Annotated in this window: 13 protein-coding genes and 1 pseudogene; 3 read left to right on the top strand and 11 right to left on the bottom strand. The window is 63.8% G+C overall.

Annotated features, from left to right (window positions below; all coding sequences use genetic code 11):
* Positions 1 to 393: 393 nt before the first annotated feature.
* The 6 genes and pseudogenes from ABZV06_RS03340 to ABZV06_RS03315 form a co-directional block, all read right to left on the bottom strand.
* A complete protein-coding gene (locus ABZV06_RS03340; RefSeq protein ID WP_355235518.1) occupies positions 394 to 858 on the bottom strand; it encodes an Rv3654c family TadE-like protein in 465 nt (154 codons plus the stop codon).
* Positions 855 to 1,259 (bottom strand): TadE family type IV pilus minor pilin, encoded by a 405-nt coding sequence (locus tag ABZV06_RS03335; RefSeq protein ID WP_355618238.1) that lies wholly within the window; start codon positions 1,257 to 1,259, stop codon positions 855 to 857. Before ABZV06_RS03335 ends, ABZV06_RS03340 begins: the two co-directional genes overlap by 4 nt.
* A gap of 23 nt (positions 1,260 to 1,282) precedes the next feature.
* Positions 1,283 to 1,450, bottom strand: coding sequence for a DUF4244 domain-containing protein (locus ABZV06_RS03330; RefSeq protein ID WP_234584142.1), 168 nt, complete (start codon positions 1,448 to 1,450; stop codon positions 1,283 to 1,285).
* A 22-nt stretch (positions 1,451 to 1,472) separates the two neighbouring features.
* Positions 1,473 to 2,111, bottom strand: coding sequence for a type II secretion system F family protein (locus ABZV06_RS03325; protein ID WP_355235523.1), 639 nt, complete (start codon positions 2,109 to 2,111; stop codon positions 1,473 to 1,475).
* Positions 2,111 to 3,271, bottom strand: a complete 1,161-nt coding sequence (locus tag ABZV06_RS03320) for a hypothetical protein (protein WP_355618236.1) — start codon at positions 3,269 to 3,271, stop codon at positions 2,111 to 2,113. Before ABZV06_RS03320 ends, ABZV06_RS03325 begins: the two co-directional genes overlap by 1 nt.
* Positions 3,268 to 4,119, bottom strand: a pseudogene (locus ABZV06_RS03315) (TadA family conjugal transfer-associated ATPase); the annotation flags it as partial. The gene ABZV06_RS03320 and the pseudogene ABZV06_RS03315, both read right to left, overlap by 4 nt.
* 61 nt (positions 4,120 to 4,180) lie before the next feature.
* Between ABZV06_RS03315 and ABZV06_RS03310 the strand changes: the two are divergent.
* Positions 4,181 to 5,053 carry a hypothetical protein gene (locus tag ABZV06_RS03310; protein ID WP_355618234.1) on the top strand — a complete coding sequence of 291 codons (873 nt, stop codon included), beginning with the start codon at positions 4,181 to 4,183 and terminating at the stop codon, positions 5,051 to 5,053.
* Between the two features lie 132 nt (positions 5,054 to 5,185).
* On the opposite strand, the gene ABZV06_RS03305 is transcribed toward ABZV06_RS03310, so the two are convergent.
* Both ABZV06_RS03305 and ABZV06_RS03300 read right to left on the bottom strand, forming a co-directional pair.
* Positions 5,186 to 6,811 carry a restriction endonuclease gene (locus ABZV06_RS03305; protein ID WP_355618232.1) on the bottom strand — a complete coding sequence of 542 codons (1,626 nt, stop codon included), beginning with the start codon at positions 6,809 to 6,811 and terminating at the stop codon, positions 5,186 to 5,188.
* 413 nt (positions 6,812 to 7,224) lie between these two features.
* Positions 7,225 to 7,422, bottom strand: coding sequence for a hypothetical protein (locus ABZV06_RS03300; RefSeq protein ID WP_355618229.1), 198 nt, complete (start codon positions 7,420 to 7,422; stop codon positions 7,225 to 7,227).
* A 354-nt stretch (positions 7,423 to 7,776) separates the two neighbouring features.
* Between ABZV06_RS03300 and ABZV06_RS03295 the strand changes: the two genes are divergently transcribed.
* Positions 7,777 to 8,802, top strand: a complete 1,026-nt coding sequence (locus tag ABZV06_RS03295; RefSeq protein ID WP_355618226.1) for a hypothetical protein — start codon at positions 7,777 to 7,779, stop codon at positions 8,800 to 8,802.
* Positions 8,803 to 9,518: 716 nt separating this feature from the next.
* On the opposite strand, the gene ABZV06_RS03290 is transcribed toward ABZV06_RS03295, so the two are convergent.
* Entirely contained in the window at positions 9,519 to 9,779 is a 261-nt protein-coding gene (locus ABZV06_RS03290) for a hypothetical protein (RefSeq protein WP_355618223.1), read from the bottom strand.
* A 564-nt stretch (positions 9,780 to 10,343) separates the two neighbouring features.
* Between ABZV06_RS03290 and ABZV06_RS03285 the strand changes: the two genes are divergently transcribed.
* Complete coding sequence (locus tag ABZV06_RS03285; protein ID WP_355618220.1) at positions 10,344 to 11,171, top strand: helix-turn-helix transcriptional regulator; 828 nt, start codon at positions 10,344 to 10,346, stop codon at positions 11,169 to 11,171.
* A gap of 421 nt (positions 11,172 to 11,592) precedes the next feature.
* On the opposite strand, the gene ABZV06_RS03280 is transcribed toward ABZV06_RS03285, so the two are convergent.
* Both ABZV06_RS03280 and ABZV06_RS03275 read right to left on the bottom strand, forming a co-directional pair.
* Positions 11,593 to 14,073, bottom strand: coding sequence for a hypothetical protein (locus ABZV06_RS03280; RefSeq protein ID WP_355618217.1), 2,481 nt, complete (start codon positions 14,071 to 14,073; stop codon positions 11,593 to 11,595).
* An 806-nt stretch (positions 14,074 to 14,879) separates the two neighbouring features.
* Entirely contained in the window at positions 14,880 to 16,085 is a 1,206-nt protein-coding gene (locus tag ABZV06_RS03275) for an ATP-grasp domain-containing protein (protein WP_355618214.1), read from the bottom strand.
* Positions 16,086 to 16,342: the final 257 nt, after the last annotated feature.

The raw sequence follows: 16,342 nt of genomic DNA, 5'->3' as shown, positions 1-16,342 counted from the left end.
ATGCTGCGCCGAACCAGCGCGGAAGAGTTCCGCAAGGGTCTTGATGACGCAACTCGCTCCTTCGGGCTCACGCCTCGCGTGGCCCAAATGAGCATGAGCAGCTTCATGGTTGCCGGTACGCCTAGCCCCAAGGCCAGCAGCATCCACGGCTCGACTACCACGTAACCCCCGGTTGCTGAATCTGCTATCGCTAGCGCTGCCGTCAGGGGCGGCCCACAGCATGGCTGCTGCCTGCTCGATGTCCACGGCCACCACCCGGGCGGCGGCCGCGGCAGTGCCCAGATGAGATTGGCGTCCCCTCTCCCCACGGTCGGTGTGGTCCACCCCTTTGGGGCTGATGTCGCATCGTCGTAACCGGCCCAACTCCAACGCTCGCCAGTTGGGCTAAGCCGTTCAGCCGCGTACCGGACCGGCGCGGGCCGTCGACGCCGCGACCCGGGTCAGCCCTGGAACCGGCGTGAACGTCACCTCGACGGCCACCAGCACGTCCAGGCCGTCGACGACGCAGTCCACCATCCGGCCGGCGTTGCGCTGGGCGATGTCCGCGGCGGACGCGCAGGCCACCGCGTCACCGTCGAGCGCCCGGGTGGCCCCGGCCAGCGCACCGAGATCAGCGGCCACCGATGCCCGCTGGGCCGCCATCCCGGTTGCGGCGACGGCGGCGCCGAATGTTCCGACCAGCACGAACACCAGCCCCAGCGCGAGCAGCAGGACGGTCGCGCCACCACGCTGCGCGTCTGCTCGGCCGTCACGGTGTCGCTCGGTGTCGGGTCTGCGGCTACGGAATCGACCACGGCCCGGAGCGATGCCATGGCTGTCGCTGTCGCCGCGTGGCCGTACCGCCGGCCGGAGCATCACCGGCTCACCTCCTGAGCGCCTGGTTCCATCGCGGCGACGGCGGTGGCCACCACCGTGATCCGTGGCAGCCGGCCGCCCAACGCACGGACGGGGGCACGGGCTGTCGCCCACACTCGATCACCCTCGACCGACACCGATATCTCTGTTCCCGGTGGCGCGGCCTGTTCTTCGGCTGAAGCGCTGGCGCCCCGGGCGGCGGCGAGCGCGGCTTCGCGGGCGGTGTGCAGGCAACTCGCCTGTGTGCTGACGGCGTTCACCGCCGTGAGGCCGGCGAGCAGCAGCAGGAGAAGCGCCGGCAGGCCGGCCGCCAGTTCGGCGGTGAAGGATCCCCGCTCGCCGCCGACGATGTGGGCCCTCCGGCCGCCGTCGGACGCGCGCCCGGGAGCGTCCGTGTTCCGCATAGGGTCGGCCTGCCGGCGCCCGGTCACTTGAGCGCCCGGTCGATGACCGCGGTCAGCGCCGACTGGACGTTGCCGGAGGTCAGCACCTTCAACAGGATGCCGGCGAAGGCCACCGCGGCGAGCGTGCCGACGGCGTACTCGGCGGTGTTCATCCCGTCGTCGCCGCGCAGCCGGGCGATGAGTTTGCGCATGGATCTTCCCTTTCTCGATGGGTCAGAGCACGTCGCCGAGGACGGCGACGATCACCGGCACCAGGCCGGCGAGAATGAACGCGGGCAGGAAACAGAGCCCCAGTGGCAGCACGATGAGGACGCCCGCCCGGCGTGCCGACGCCTCCGCGGCGGTGGCCCGGTCTGCCCGCAGGTCGTCGGCGAGACGGGTCAGCGCACCGGCCAGCGCCGCGCCGCTGTTGGCCGAGCGGAACGCCGCCGCGGCCATCCGATCCGCTCCCGGCACACCGTCCAACGCCGACCACGCCTCGGTCGGGCCGCCACCGAGAAGCAGCGTGCGGCCCACCCGGGCCAGTCGGGTGGCCAGCGGGCCGTCCAACGCCTCGGCCACCGCCAGGACCGATCGGTCCACCGGGGCACCCGCCCGCATCGCCGCCGCCAGGAGGTCAGCGGCGAGTGGCAGGTCGGCGGCTTCCCGGAGCCGCAGGTTACGAACGGCGGGAGTCTCGATCCGCCGCAGCAGCACGTCCAGCACAACTGCGGTCGGGACCGCGCCGAGCAGCCCGAACCAGCCTCCGACCACCACGGCCACGGCGAGCCCGGCCATACCTGCCGCGAGCCGGATCGCATCCGGTCGTCGGCGTTTGTCCGTCCCGCCGCCGGCGAGCAGCACCGGGGACATCAGGCGGCCCGGGCCGGCGCAGTGCTCAGCCGCTCGGCCCAGAACAGGCCGACGGCCTGCAGGGCGACGGCGAGGACCGCACAGACCCCACCGACCGTGCTGTGCAGGAGCACGGCCAAGGGATCGACCCCGATCCCGTAGCCGAGCCCGATCCCGCCGACCGGCAGTGCCGCCAGCAACCAGGCCGTGGCGCGTGCGCCTGCTGCCTGCGCCGCTGCGGCGGCGAGCCCGCGGTCGGTCGCCCGGGCGTCCGCCTCGATCCGCTCGATCAGCTCCGCCAGTGGCGCGCCGGTCCGATCCGCCAGGCGCACGGCGGCCGAGGTCAGGTCGCGTAGCCGGTTGGTCGAGGCCGATGCCTCGACGGCCGCGATCTCAAGAGTCGACGGCACGGGCAGGCCCGCCCGGAGGTCCGCCGCCAGACCACACAGCAGGTCGAGGGAGTGCCGTCGAATCAGCTCGGCCTGCCGGTTCGTCCTCCACCGCAGCAGCGCGCGCGTGGCGAGCGTGCCGTACCCGGCCACCGCCACCGCGGCCACCGGCCCGGCGACCACGGCACCGACACCTGCCCCCACCAGAGCAACCAGCAACAACACACGGCGCGGCGACCGTCGGGCGCGTACGGCAAGGTTCGCGAGCGGTCTTCCGGGCATCTCGCCCGCCCGCTCCGCGAGCAGCCCGCCGGCTTCGCGGACCGGCAGGTGGTCCCGGTGTTCGACGGCCGCCAGGGTCTCCGGTCGGACGGTGGCGGCGGGCCGACGAGAGTCCCGGCGGGCCGGTGGACGTGCCGGGCCCGCCGGTCGGGTGGGTCCCTCCGGCCCACCGGTCGCCCGCGAACGACCCGGGCTGTCGTCGAGGTCCCGGGTGGACCAGGCGACAGCGGTTCGCCCGCTGCTGATCCCCGACGCCGCCGTGGGGCGTGCGAGTACGTCCGGGTGGGCCGAGACCGGCACCCCGCCGAACTCATCCGTCGGCCCGTCCTGGCCGCGGGCGAGTTCCTTGATCCACTCGACCAGGGCGTCGTCCGGGGTGACGCCGGTGGCACCCCGGGACGACGACCCCAGTACCCGGCGGCGACGGGCTCGGATGCGCTGCGCCGGCCAGACCACCAGGATCGCGGCGACCAGCGGCAACGCCGCCATCAGCATCGTCGTGTCGTTCATGCCGGACCCGCCGATCCCGGCCACGGCTCGCTGAGGATCGGCGGAACCGCCACACCCCGGTCCCGCAACAGCGCACCGAACGTACGGGCGGCCAGGCCGAGCCCGCGTCCACGTACCCAGGCAGGCACCACACTGGCCACCCGCTCCGGCCCCTCGGGCAGCAGCAGACAGATCGATTCGAGGACTCGACCCTGGTCACCGCGACGTACCTGGAGCAGCACCTGGAGCGCGGCGACCACCTGCGCGTGCAGCGCGGCGCGGGGCAGCCCGCCCAGCATGCCGAGCGCCTCCAGCCGGGCCGGTACGTCGGACGGGGTGTTGGCGTGCAGCGTGCCGGCACCGCCGTCGTGGCCGGTGTTCAGTGCGGCGAGCAGGTCGACCACCTCCGCGCCCCGGCACTCCCCGACGACCAGGCGGTCCGGGCGCATCCGCAGCGCCTGCCGGACCAGGTCGCCGAGGCTGACCACGCCCGTCCCCTCGACGTTGGCGGTACGCGCCTGGAGCCCGACCACGTGCGGGTGCCCCGGTTGCAGCTCCGCCGCGTCCTCGACGAGGACGATCCGCTCGGTGGCGGGCACCAACCCGAGCAGCGTGTTGAGCAGGGTGGTCTTGCCCGAGCCCGTGCCGCCGGTGACCAGGTACGCCAACCGCGCCGCGACGACGGCGGCGAGCAGTGGTGCCACCGGCCGCGGCACCGTCCCCTGACGCACCAGCTCGTCGAGGGTGAACGGGCGGTGCCGGAACGTCCGCAGGGACAGGTAGGGGCCTTCCGTCGCCACCGGCGGCAGCACGGCGTGCAAACGGGTGCCGTCGGGGAGTCGGGCGTCCGCGTACGGGGAGCCGTCGTCGCAACAGACACGCCAATGTACGCTCGCCGACCTCGACAAACCTTAAGCAGGAACAACCCCGATGAAGCATGCCAACCAGAGGAGTGAAAACACCGCAGAAGCCTTCCCAGCCCAACTGTCCGACCTGTTCGGCGAGTTGGCCCGCGCGACCGCCGGCCAGCTCCGCCCGAGATATGTGCTCGTACCGCGGAGTGTCGGAGAGCTAGCTTGCGGCGACCTGGTCATCGAACCCGCTCTCGGCCCGGCCAGAGTCGCAGCGACCCGGCCAAGCTTTACGACGCCGAGGGCGTCAAGGCAGATCGATTGGCAGGATGACCAGGGCACAAGCCGTGCGTCCGGTGCCTACCTCGCGGATTTACGTCTACAGACGAGGCAGCCAGCGAAGATCGACTGTCAACTGATCCAACGCAGCATCGACCAAGCCGCCCGCAGCAACCGCGAAATCAGCGCCGATGCTGCTCGCCTCATCGCCGCACACCTGCACAGAGGGCACCAGAGCGCGTTGCATGAGTTTGCCGTGACAGGGACTATAAGGGACGGGATCTTCAACGAACTCGACGTCACCTGGCGCAGTCCTTCGGCCTACGTCCGCGCCTGGTCAGAGGCACTGACGAGCTACTGCGTCGGCCAAGACGACTTCGGGCCGCGTCCTCGATGGGCCGAGGCAGCCGCACTTAAGACGAAGCCGGAACAGCATCGAGCGGAGGTCAAGCCCACGCCTGCTCCAGCGCCTCTCGATGACTCAATCCTCAAACTACTTGACGCGGCATTCTACCTTGGCTTTGCAGTTCGTACGGGGCATCCCGATCCTCTTGCGTCGAAGCACCTCACGAGGCTGTTACAGCAAGCCAAGAGAGGCAGCGACTACCTCAGTCCCGGCGAACGCAAGTCCGCACTAAAGAGCCTAGCAAGATTCATTTCGCCGCGCATATAAAACACATCAGCGAGGGACTACGACACCTCAGCGCAGGATGCCTGCGGGAAGAAATCGCGACGATTCCAGGCTAGAGCAGCGTCCGCACTAGGATTAGCGAGTCAACACAGGCAAGCCTCCGACGTACAACTACTAACGAAGCTCGAAGTCTAGTATCAGGTGAGGACGCTCAGCCAAGAGCATCTCGAGTCGAGCATCGTTCCACATTTCGATACGAGGTCGCACACCCTTGGCGTTATGACGCTCAATCCATGAGACTCCACCCGCAGTGAAGCGACCACTAGTTGCCATAATAAGCACGTCGACCGGCGGATTGTCCCAGTGTTCCACCGAGGCAACCTCCTTGTACATGTCATCGTCCTTAATGGACCGAGATAGCCAATGCTTACACTGAATGACGATCCGCTCTCTCACCTGAGTCGTTAGCGCGTCATGGCGGATACGGGTTGCACCAAGATCACGCCCATGGTCAGGGGCATTCGTATTCATCAGCCAGTCGACGTCGATGTAACCATCGGCGGCGGAGACCAGGCTGAAGATGAGCCGCTCGAATCCTTCAGCGTCAAGCTTGTCCCACTTGAGCCGAACCGCTGATCGCCCTTCAGTTAGCAGCGGGTTGAACGCAAGCTGGTCCGGCATCTTGAGGGCCCGCGTGAGCAAAAGATGCGATAGCGTCGACACAGCGAGTCGGGAGTCTCTCTTATACGAGGGCACCGTCCAACCTTCAGCGTAAGCTTTCTCAGTACTAGTCCTCAGCCGGGTGATCGCGCTATTCGCAGCCTGAGACTTAGATACTCGATCCCTCGCCTTATATGCTGCCGCGTCACGCGCGGCACGCCAGATGAAGCTGAAAAGCTGCCCGAGGGTGAACCACTCCAGCGCTCGACCTAGTACCGCCTCAGTCTTATCTCCTGGCGAAAATTCGAGACTATGTTGATTCAAACAGAAGACGAGGTAGGCCGAACATTCGGCAGTCGCCAACTCTTTCCAGAAGCGGGGAAGCTCCTCGAGCCAGTGCTCGGGCCAAGCCCCAACACTTATGATTTTGTCGAATTTATCCAAGTAGGCACGGGCTCGTCCTTCAATAGGACCAGAACCAGCAATATAGAAGCGGGCCTTGCTGGAATAGTAGCGCCGTGGGACTGTTTCACCGTCCCACTGAAAGGCTGCTATTGGGCTGTCGGGATGGATAGCGATTCTGCCTTGCTCGTATAGTTCCGTGACAAGCTTGCTGGAGAAAGCCAGGGTCGGGCCCAGCAGCTCGGTTCTTTCGTCGAGCGCGGGCACTATCCCGTCGTCGGCCTCTTCGTCATTGAGAAGCAATGCCGCAAGCGCAAAGGCCCCTCTAAGATCAAGCTCCGCCGGATCAACTTCATCACCTTCAGCAACCGCCCAATGATCGCGGATAATCATTCGCCTGCTGGCTTCAGCTACAGCGAGTGCCTCGGCACGCTCTCGGGCCAACTCGCCCTGGCATGCTTCACAATTCCTTGCTGGAGACCGCATGACAAGCGCCAGGTCGGACCGACTTCGCACCAACGAACCAGACCCGCAACGGGGGCAAACCTTGGATACGGCAATAGCAAGAGAATTGGCGTTTACTTGCTTAAGCACGAGATGAGCCGCAATGCCGAAGTTGCCAGCCAACTCCTTCACGGTATGCAAAAACTCGTTGTCAGCACCCTGGGCCCAATAGAGCCTGCAGAGTTCCTCAATCTTTTCGTCGTCAGTGTAGGTGGTGACCTCGACATTGCTCACCTGAACACTATAAGACGGGACCGGCGCGAGCACCTTCGTCCGGTTTGAGTGGATCGAAACGATAGTGACAGTTTGAGCGCGCCACCTTCTTCAATCGCACCTCGAAATCAAAATACAGTTCGCGTCCTACTGTCGGTTACTCGACATTCGGAGGGCCCCCGCGAACGCCGACGAATCCGCAGTGCCTAGCTACGGCTCACGCCTAGTACAACGGCAGCTGGTCAGGGTTAGTCGTGTCGCCGGCAGTGGCAGGCTCAGGCTTGATGTTGGTGCCGGGGCGGCAGCCGGCACCACGCTTGGGCCGGCACGGTGATGAGCCGCCTGCTCCCGTGCCGCCAGGCAACATCAACGTCCGCCACAGGCAGGCCAACGAACACGAGCCGAACTCGGCGCGCGCCTGTTGCCGCGCAGTATTAGTCGAGGACCTGATGACCGGCGACGATCATCGCGATGCCCGTGGTGATCGCCGCGACCGGGCCGCCTGCAGAGTGGGCAGCTGCGGCAGCGGCGGCAGCGACCATCGCGATGATGGCCCACCTGAGCGGCAGCCTGGGCGGCTCGGACGGCGCTGGCGGGGTGATCTGCTGGTCGGATGGACGTAGTGTGGACACGCGGAACTCTCCTTGCTCGAACGCTCGGGGCTGATCCGCACCAGCGGCCTCCGGGGTGCCACCCGGGGGCCGTCCGCCGTAGGGCGGACGGTGGTCGCGGTGCGGGTTGCGGCGGGTCGGGCCCACTGGCTGCGGGATCCCGCCGCGCTCGGGCTGTCATCGCCCGTCTGATGTCCATAAAAGCGTCGATGGGGGGGTTCGCCAAGTGGATCAGGTACGATGGTCAACACGTTCTGATCCGCCTGATCTACGCATCCTCATATGGAAATCCAAGGTGACGCTTCAGACGGATCAAAACGTTCAGCACATAACGCCTAAACTTCTGGCGTCTGAGCCGCTAGGGCTGATCAACCCATGGCAACGAGTGAACCGGTCGACCCCAATCCGCTGCCTCCCGCGGAACGCAAGCTCCTGAAGGTCCGGCTACGACGCCTCGAAGATGCCGAGGAGTCCTACAAGACGGCTATCGCGAACCTTGCTGCGCTCGCCGAGCGCAGCGTTCCTAACAGCCCAGTGGCGAAGGGGGAGGTGCGCGTCCGCGAGACGTTCGCATTCAGCCCTGAACCCGCCCCCGAGGACTCGTCTGATCGCAAGCTGCCACCGAAGGAGTTCTGGCCGCCCGCGGGCAGGCTGGTCACCCCGCGAGGTGCCGCGCTGAAGCTCATGCTCATCGCGCTGTTCGAGGCTCAGACGCGGACGCGGCCCGGGAGGCGTCCCGACAACCCGCGCCCACTACACGGCAGGCGCAATGAGATTGCCTGGGCGGACCTACTGGCTACCGACGCGAAGCCCGCTTTGGGAGGCAAGACGGTCATGAGCGTCCCTGCAAAGAAGGCTCGGCACCTGTTCAGCGCCTTGGAGCTCATGCGGACTCAGGACCTGTTACAGGTGCCGAACCCCGATGCCCAGAAGAGGAAGCACGAAGGTTTCCTGCTCAACGATGAAGGCGGCAAGCGGGTCAGCGGCCCCAACGACCTGTACACCGTGCCGGCCAAGAAGAAGGACGAATTCTTCACGCTGCCCCTCGGCCTGTTCACCCACGGCTGGATTCACGCCCTGGAGGACCGCGACCTCCGGTACCTGCTGATGCTGTGCCGGTATCACAAAGGGGCGCCGCCAGAAGGTTTCAGGGTCAATGCGTGGGTCCGGCTCCGACACATGGCCATCGGCCCGGACATCTACGAGAGACACCACTGGTTCACCCGGTTCGGCCTGAACGCGGTGACCCCGGACGATGGCCGTCGGGACGACGGAACGTTCGACGACTACAGCAAGGGCCGCAAAGCCATCCCGCACACGCTGCAACTGCTGCCTGAGGGGTTCGAGCGAGACGGGTTGAGGGTCGTCACGAGGGTGATCGACGACCTCGTTAACTCATAGCCCGCCTTGGCCTGACGGGGCTGACGAAGCCCAGTCCATGCTTGACCACCCTCATCGCGGCGACGGCGTATGCGATGGGCTTCATGTCGCCCGCTACCGCCGATGGAACTGTCTCTAAGGGACTCGCGAGCCAGGCGCGGGCTTCCCGCGTGTCCACCTGGGAGCGCGGGAAGCAGAGGAAGGCCCCGAACCTCGCCGCGCGAGCCGCCTAGACGTCGGGAGCGCACCGGTCAGCCGCACCGCGAAACGCAGAGATCGCCGGGAGCGTTCAGGTGATCGCCTACGTCGGGCAACCTCGGCAAGTCGCCCAGATCGGCAACGACCCGGGAGGGCGTGCCTCAAGTCGACGTGCGAGCGAGGGCTTGGGTCATAGATGCACTTAACAGCAGCAGTTGCGGCGGGCGGGCGGCGGCGCAGGGCAAATTCAGGTGCTACTCAGCGTGTTGATCGATGGGGGGAGAAGCGAATGCCCCCGCCAAGCCAGTGGGCAGTCGTCACCACCCCTCGACAGGAGAAACATCTCGAGGACTGCTGCAGAGCAGGGCGAGAACGTGACCAACTGACGGCAGTCCAACCACGGGCCTTCCCGGCGGCCGACTGAGCTGCCGTGGGGCCAGGGCTCAGTGTCCTTTGCCGACACGTAGACCTCGACCGATCGCCGGGCAAAAGGGGTGGCCGGCATGCAGGAGCACGCCGGCCACCGGTTGATCTCGCCTTTAGTCGTCGACAGACCAATCACAGTAGTCGAGGCCGCACATCAAGCACCGAGTGTCATCCTCATCCAGCGGCGGCCAGTTGTGCTCGCAGCACGCCTGGTCGGCCTTGAAGAACTCGGCCCAGCACTCGCTGTCTTCGGCAGCTGCCCGGCCCCACAGGTAGACGGGATCGGAGACCGAGTTCAGGTCGTTCGTGACAGGTTGCGGCAGCGTTGCCTGATTCTCGGCAACCTGCTGGTCATCGGCTCGGTTCACGGTCATGGACAGACTCCTTGTCTGCCCGCTCTACCGAGGCCGACAGCATTCGTACGAGCCCCTGGTCAGCCGCTCGAAGGTGGCATAGGACGCGCGTACTGCTGTACGGTGGTGCACACATGCACCACGGTGGCCCCGGTGCGCAGAAGTGCACCGAGGACAACCGCTCGCATGTATGCCCGGTAGAACGGGCTTGTCTGGACCCGCAGGACCGCTCGTGGAAAAGTTGATCCTGACGGGTTTAGATCTTGTTGGTGGTGGCGCGGTGGTAAGCAAGCTTACTGCTGCGCCACCGCGTTTTTCTCGCGCTCTACTGCTGCCTGAGAGCAGCCAGGCCCGCTGCACCCCTTCGCGATCGACCATCTGCCACCCGAGGTCGTCCACGCCGGCGGGACGCCGGGCACTACAGTCGGAGCCCTCCAGGCACCGGCGAATCCGGAAAACTCCTGGTCAAGCCCCACTTCGTGCTGGGCCCACCTCCTCGGAACAGATAAACGGGAACCGCTGCACGGATCCTCAGCCGATCATTCCACCCCGCAGAAGTCGGGCGCAACTCCGTCTCGCGTCACCGTGGAACGGTTTCGAGGATTTCTGCGCACTTCTTGCGTTGATCCACTACCCCGAACCGATTACTGTGTCAACGTGACACACCAACCCCTCGGTGCGGCGCACTACAATACGGACAGTTTTGAGGCAGTCACTCCACGCATTCATGGTCTCCATGAAGATGAGAGTGAGTCCTGGAGCGCACAAACCAATCAGACCATAGCCTCGCAGATCCGTGATTGGCGAAAGGCTCGCGGCCTCAGCGCCCAGCAGCTATCGGACCGCTGTACGGCAGTAGGGCACCCCATCCCTCGAAACATCATCGCCAACGTCGAGACTGGCCGGCGAGTCAGCGTAACCGTGCCGGAACTCATAGTACTAGCAATGGCCCTGAATGTGCCGCCAGCTCTCCTGATCTATCCAGTCGGCAAGGAAGCAGCTACTCGAGTAGCTCCGCAACAAGCCACCACTACATGGAATGCAGCCAAGTGGTTCGTGGGCGAGTCACGCCCAGGACCTGGCATGGTGGGCGTCGACGATGAGACGGACTACAGGACAGCGTCTAGAGAATGGGAGTCGGCCCATGATTTAGTCACGGCGTATCAACGACATGACGCTCTAGTGCGCAGATACAGGCTTATTCGAGACGACACAGTAGCCGAACTGAAGCGAATGGCCGAGCCTTCAATCCCCGAACAGGAGGATGAGATGCGACGGACGCGCCAACTTCGCACAGACATGCTGGCGAACGATCTCGCAAGGGCAATCGATATGCTAAGGGGTCACCGGCTTTGGCTGGAGACTATGGGCCTTGCAGTTCCGAGTTTGCCCCCTGACATTGACTTAACATAGCTTCCACACACGTTAGCCTCGGCCGGTCAGTCCTTTACGAACTCATCGACCAGGTCTCGGGCTGCTGCAGACCAAAGCTCCAGTTGCTGTGGAGATACGTGTTGGCCTGGATTCCGGCCGTGGAGCACGTCGCAGATCTGCTTGTAACTGGTTACGCCACTACGGACGACTCGAAGGCGCCGCTCCCGGTCGTTCCGGTCAAGCCCTGGTTCTCCCACCGCCAGCATGAGACGACGCTCCACGCTATCGATATCCGGCGGAGCCGCGATTACGCTAGGCGGGAGGGAAGCTACAACCTGCTCAATCTGCACGCGCAAAATTAGTGCACGCAGCAGAGTCTTGTCGTGAGCAGGACTTGGCCATGCTTCGTAGGCCGCCACAAGATCACCTATGGCCGCAATCGGCCATCGGACTCCAGCCACTAGGAGCCCACATCCATCCGTCGGATGATTTTCAACATCTTGCGCGTATCGTTAATCCAAGTGCGCCGCTGAGAAGCTTTAGGTGCACTTGGCGCCCCACCATGCGCGGCCCTATTCAGAGCAGAGATTGTTGACTCGTACTGATCAAGAACCAACGGAGACAGGCCGACCTTTGCGGCGTAGTTATTAAGCAGTACAAGCTGGCTACGAGTATCGCCGGCCTGCTCACGGTCAGCAGCTATCCGCTCCGAAGAAAGCCCCGACCTTCGCCCAAGAATCTCGACCTGCGTCCCGACCTCAGTATCAAGCGCCTGTCTGCACATCGTAAGGATCATGATGACCTGGGCGGCTTCGGTGCCGAGGGGCTTGTTGGCCTCGGCGCCGAGCACCCGCTCCAGGTCCTCTAGGAGCCCCATACCAGGGTAGGTAACGTCCTTGACCTGGACCGTCGACGAGCTGCCTGGAGGACGGGTGAGCCGGATGTGGAGCGGGTGCTCGCCGAGCGCCCGGAGTTCGTGCCACAGTCGCTCGTCATGGGTGAGAACGATAATCTGGTACGACTTCGAGAGCGTCCCAAGCACTCGGGCTAGGTATCTGACTCGATCTCCATCGAAAGCGTGGATTGGGTCGTCGAGCACGAGGAACCTAAAAGGACTATCCGGCTGCGTCGCACGCGGAAGGTACGTCGCGAGTGTCAGCGCGTTCCGCTGGCCTGTGCTCAAGACCTTCGGGGCATCTGGCCCTGGTGCAACTTTAGTATCACCGAAAGCAAGACTTATCGCCACCTTGCGGGCCTGACGGATCCCGCCACTTAGCTTCACCTGCGTCACCTGCAGGTCGCTGTCATTATTCAACTCGGCCCAGTACTCAACTACCCGCGCCGAGATTGGATCGAAGAGCGCACTGCGTGTATCCCTTGTCCACTGCTCGACGACCTTGCCCAATCTTTCGGCGTGCAATCCGCGGGCATAGCTAACGCGGTCTTGCTCGACTATCCGAAGCCATTGGTCGATCTGCTGACGAACCCGAGCCCATTCATCGGCGGACTCTTCGTGGTTTGCGATCACCTTAGCCTTCGCCTCGGCGTACCAAGCGGCGATCAGCGCTGACTCAACCGCAAACGCTGTGAGGGCTTCGGTGCTCAAGGTCTCCGCCTGAACGGTGGCGACCTGGGAGGCCAGTTGGTCCCACCGATTGATCAGCCCGCCGATCTCATTCGGGAAATCCTGCTGAAGCATCTTCCTGGCATCGGCTGCAAGAGGGCTAGGAAATGCGGTCGCGTAGAACTGCCGCCACTGAGCTCGTACGATGCCTTCTGCCTCGCGGAGCGCTTGAAGCTCAAGCTTAAGACGGTCGGCCGCAGTGCGGGCAGTCTCGAACCAGCTCGCGGCGTGAGTGCCACAGACAGGACAGACATCGCCAGCCCGCAGGTCCTCAAGATGCTTGCCTTCGCCGTGCACCAGGCCCGCAAGTGCGGCCTGTACCGCCTCAGCACCGGGCACTACCGCAACCCGCGCAGCCTGGAGCTCGCGGATCGCACCACTAAGTCGCTCAACAGCGTCAGCGTCAACTACCCACTCGCGAGGTAGATGCGAGCGCGGTGCTTGGCTCCGCGGCAGCGCAGCCGCGAGTGACCTCAGATTGAGGATCTGGTCAGGTGCCGGCAACGAACCATGCAACTTCGCCAGGTCAACTAGGGTCTTGGCTGCCGCGAGTCCCTCGGTTAGGGCGAGGGTCGCGTTGTAGGCGTCCTTGACTCGTACTTGTGCAGCGCGGCCAGCTGTTCGTACCTCGTCCACCAACTCCAACAGCACCGTCAGCACGTCGAGCGGCAAGCCGCCCTTCAAGAACTCGTGCAGCAGGCCCGGCTTGTCGATGACCGGAGAGATCTCCGGATAGAGCAGCACCGGGTTGAACTGGGCGTACGCGGCGTTCCAGTCTCGGGGCACTGGCTGGTCGGTGCCGTCGGGCATCTGCCACCGGACGTTCTCGCTGCCACGACAGCCGATCGTCACATCGTCCGGACCATTGCTTACGACCGCCTTGATCAGACGGTCACTGAAGTGCAAATTCGCCTCGGCAAGTTCGTACTTTCGAGAGACACCTCCGCTAAGCACGTGCCGGAGTCCATCTGCAGCGCTCGTTTTACCGGTGCCGTTCCGAGCCGAAATCACGACAATCCCGGCCGCGGGCGGGAACTTCAGAACGAGAGGCACCTCTCCAACTCCGACGTGTCCCCTAAGTTCCAGGCTCCGCAGAAACCACGGTCCTGGCGGGCCAGGAGTCTCCTGCGCACCCAGATCTAGGAGATGGTCATCGACCAGAGCTCGCAGGAGGCCGCGGAGGTCTTCATCAAGATCTTCTGCCGCTGCAGCGACGTCGGCCCAAGCCAGCACCACCCTGGGCTGCCTAGTTTTCGCCACGGACACCCCTTCCGCGATATCGGACCCGACCGCACACCCCACGATGACGGAACTCAAGGCGATGGCTCGTCACTCAAACGGTGCAGGACGATAGCGGGACGGTACCGGAATTATCGCCACGATGGAGCCAGCCGGAAGCTCCGCAGCGTGCGGACATCCCTCAATTGACGCAGGTAAGCAGATTCCCGGCATTAAGGACGGTCGAGTCAGGGCGGATTCCCATCCCGAAGCTAGTTTTGAGATCCAACGACGCAAACGAAGTGATGACGAGATGTCACTGACTGTCAGGTTCGAGGTCGCGCCAACTAGACTGCCAGAAGCAATCAACCGAACATCCGCCTCGCACGTTCGATCCTCGGTGGCGAGCTAGTCCAATCGACGAACCCATGAACATGAAGCCGCAATACTCCAGTAACCGCAACCCACTACGCGTGAAGGTTCAAGCCGTCTCCAATCCCATCCGGCCAATTCGGTTGCGCCTCGCACAATCTCCCGGACGCACCCACGATCAATTAGAGCCGCCCCCTCCCACCGACCCATTAAGGCACGCTTACCAAGCAACAGGGTGGCAACATCGCAGACATTTCCACTTAAGCCCGGGCGTCACGAACGCAAATCGTTCAACATCTTTGGCGCAGGAACCACCTGTGATACCGAGAGAAGACCGCGAGCAGTACCTCCCAAGATTCACCCTGTCGGAGAATGCAACTTAGCCTCCATCAAGCGCGGCAAATTCTCGCCAACCCCGCTGATGCCCCGGCAACGCACCACCATTGTGAGCGCCACCAAGGGCTTACAACGCTACGAACCGGCTTAATTCGAAACGGCGATCAGAAAATAAAGTGAGCTAACGAGAGGACACGTCAGTCAACCTCGACTTGAATGAGCTGCTGAAGAGAGTTGAAGACGGCCGTCAACTCCTCGAAGGTTGTCGCGGAAAATACAGCATGGCCGTATCCCTGCATCACATACGGAGGCACACCTACATCGTCGCCGGACTCGCAATAGATTGCGACGTCCCGCACGCCCGGAATTTCTAACGCCTCAGTAACTCCCTGGATCCCCTTAACCTGCCCCGGCTTTTTCGCGAAGAATTGACAAAAGCCAGCCGGGGTCGGCAGTCGGCGCATCGTCAGTTCCGGTTTATCACCCATGGCAAGATCGAGAGCAGCGGCGATCATGTCAACACCCGTACTGAGCAGGACAGATTCAAAGAGAGGCCCACCCCCTAGCCTAGCGGCTGCCTCGAGTATGACCGGCGTGCCGTCCGGCAGGATTCGGAATTCCGTGTGGGTTGCACCAATCGTGATCCCCAAGGCCCGGTGAGCACTTGCCGTGGATGCCTTGACGCCATCTATCACAACTTGGGAAAGCTGAGACGGCGTGCTGTAGAAATACTCCTCAAAAAACGGCCCAGCCTGCGGCAACGGTTTATCGTGAACCGCTACAACGTTTGTATTATCGCCGTCAACGATTGACTCCACGCTGACCTCCCGGCCGGGTATGAACCCCTCGAGTAGAAGGGCAGCCTCGTAGTTTGTCATAGTCCTGCCACAGAGTGGGTCGTATGAAAGGTCAGCCCAGGATTCAATGCGACATGATTCGAAGTGGGTGTCCAGTTCCGAAATACTGTCGATGCGGCGCACATGCTGACTCCCGCCACCGATCAATGGCTTTAAGACGAGGGGGAATCCTATGCGCTCTGCCTGCTGCCGGGCTTCGGCTATATTGCGAGCCAAGCCGTACAGAGGTTGAACAAGTCCTTCGTTCTCGAACGCCCGACGCATTGCATACTTGTCGCGAGCGAGACGAGCGCTCTGTTGACTCACAAACAACAGGCCGAGTTCGGCAGCGGCCGCAGCGGCCGCCGTTACACTGTGCTCTGAAAACGTCAGTACTGCACGAATATGGTCACGCTCAGAACTTGCAAGCTCGCGCACTGCCGCAACCACCTCGTCGAGGTTCGCAGTGTTCACGTCGAGGGCCCGGTCGACAAGCCCTTGCTCCCAGGTCGGATTGGCCATGATGAGGATGAAACGCTCTTGGCGATCTTTCGCATACTTGGCCATCCGCAGAAGATGACCGCGCCGGCTCACGTTCGCACTGTGTATAAGTAGAATGCTCATGGTTTCCCCAGGAATTAGTCATCACTATCAGATCCGGACCCAATTTAGCCCCGGCCGGCGCACGTCGAACTGATCGTGCGACAGGCCACATGCTCTGAGACCCCACAGACAACCGCGTATACGGCGTACACGCTGTGACCGTCGACATTCACGCCTTCGGCTTCCGACGCGCCATGGCACGGCCGCGCTCACTTGGAGTG

It is taken from the genome of Micromonospora sp. NPDC005172 (assembly GCF_040608555.1).
Lineage (GTDB): Bacteria > Actinomycetota > Actinomycetes > Mycobacteriales > Micromonosporaceae > Micromonospora.
This window is presented reverse-complemented; position numbering and strand designations above follow the sequence as displayed.